Below are 1,678 nucleotides of genomic sequence, written 5' to 3'. Positions count from 1 at the left end.
GTGCGCTGGCCGGTGAGGGTGTCACCCGGTTCGTCGAGCTGGGTCCGGACGGTGTGCTCAGCGGCATGGCCCGCGAGAGCGCCGGCGACGACGCCCTCCTCGTACCGTTGCTGCGCAAGGACCGCGACGAGGAGACGGCGGCCCTCACCGCCCTCGCACGGCTGGCGGCGCACGGCCAGACGGTCGACTGGACCGCCTACCTCGCCGGAACCGGCGCCCGGCTCACCGACCTCCCCACATATCCCTTCCAGCACCAGCGCTACTGGCCCACGCCCGACGTGTCCCCCGGGGACGTCGAGTCCGCCGGCCTGCGCTCCGCCGGCCACCCCCTGCTCAGCGCGGCCGTCGAGTTCTCCGACTCCGACGGACTGCTCCTCACCACCCGCCTCTCCCTGCGCACCCACCCGTGGCTGGGCGAACACGTCGTCATGGGCAACGTCCTGCTGCCCGGCACCGCCTTCGTCGAACTCGCGGTGCGGGCCGGGGACGAGGTCGGCTGCGACCGCGTCGAGGAACTCACCCTGGCGGCCCCCCTCGTCCTCCCCCAGCAGAGCGGCGTCCAACTGCACCTCCAGGTCGGCCCGGCCGACGCCGCGGGCCGCCGGGTCCTCACCGCCCGCTCCCGCCCCGAGGGAGAGGACGACCGGCCCTGGACCGAGCACGCCACCGGCGTCCTCACCCCGGGGACGGCTCCCGCTTTCGACACCGCCGCCTTCGACACCGCTGTCTGGCCGCCCGCCGACGCCGAGCCCGTCGACCTGGCGGGCCTCTACGAGCGCATGGCCGAGGGCGGGTACGAGTACGGCCCCCTTTTCCAGGGCCTGCGCGCCGCCTGGCGCCGGGGCGACGACGTGTTCGCCGAGGTCGCCCTCCCCGACTCCGCCGAGCGCGACGCGGCCGGCTTCGGTCTGCACCCGGCACTGCTCGACGCGTCCGTGCAGATCTCCGCCCTCGGCGGACTCGCGCGGGGAGTCGTCCCGTTCTCCTGGGAAGGCGTCACCCTGCACGCCACCGGCGCCCGGGCCGTCCGCGTCCGCCTGACCCGGACCGGCGACGAGTCCGCGTCCGTCGCCGTCGCCGACCCCACCGGAGCACCGGTCGCCACCATCGAGAACCTGGTGCTGCGGGCCGTCGCCTCCGGCACCGCCGTCGACACGACGACCCGGGACGCCCTCTTCCACGTCGCGTGGACCCCCGCCGCCGCACCGGCGAGCGGCACCGGCACCGCCTCCACGGCCGTCCTCGACACCACCACCGGTGACCTCCTGACCGCACTGCCCGGGCCCCGTCACACCGGCATCGACGCGCTCCTCGCGGCCGGTGAGGTACCGGCGACGGTCTTCGCCGTCGTACCGCAGGTCGCTGCGCACGAGAACGGCGCAGTGGTGGACGCCGTGCACGATGCGGCCGTATGGGTGCTGGAGCTGGTGCGGTCGTGGCTGGCCGACGAGCGGTGCGCGCAGTCGCGTCTGGTGTTCGTGACGCGGGGCGCGGTCACGGGTGACGACCTGACCGGGTCCGGTGTGTGGGGTCTGGTGAGGTCGGCCGTGTCGGAGCATCCGGGGCGGTTCGGTTTGCTGGACGTCGAGCCGGGTGTGGTGTTGTCGGCCGAGTTGCTGGGTGCTGTTCTGGCCGTGGGTGAGGCCGAGGCCGAGGTGGCGGTGCGTGGTGGTGAGGT

Annotated in this window: 1 protein-coding gene; it reads left to right on the top strand. The window is 74.6% G+C overall.

The genetic code is table 11. The features are described from left to right. A partial coding sequence (locus tag ORI94_RS35180; protein ID WP_266083179.1) for a polyketide synthase dehydratase domain-containing protein occupies window positions 1–1,678 on the top strand: 1,678 nt, incomplete at both ends.

The organism is Streptomyces sp. NEAU-W12 (assembly GCF_026242095.1).
Classification (GTDB): Bacteria; Actinomycetota; Actinomycetes; order Streptomycetales; family Streptomycetaceae; genus Streptomyces.
Note: the sequence above shows the minus strand (reverse complement) of the source record. Positions and strands in the feature narration are given on the sequence as shown.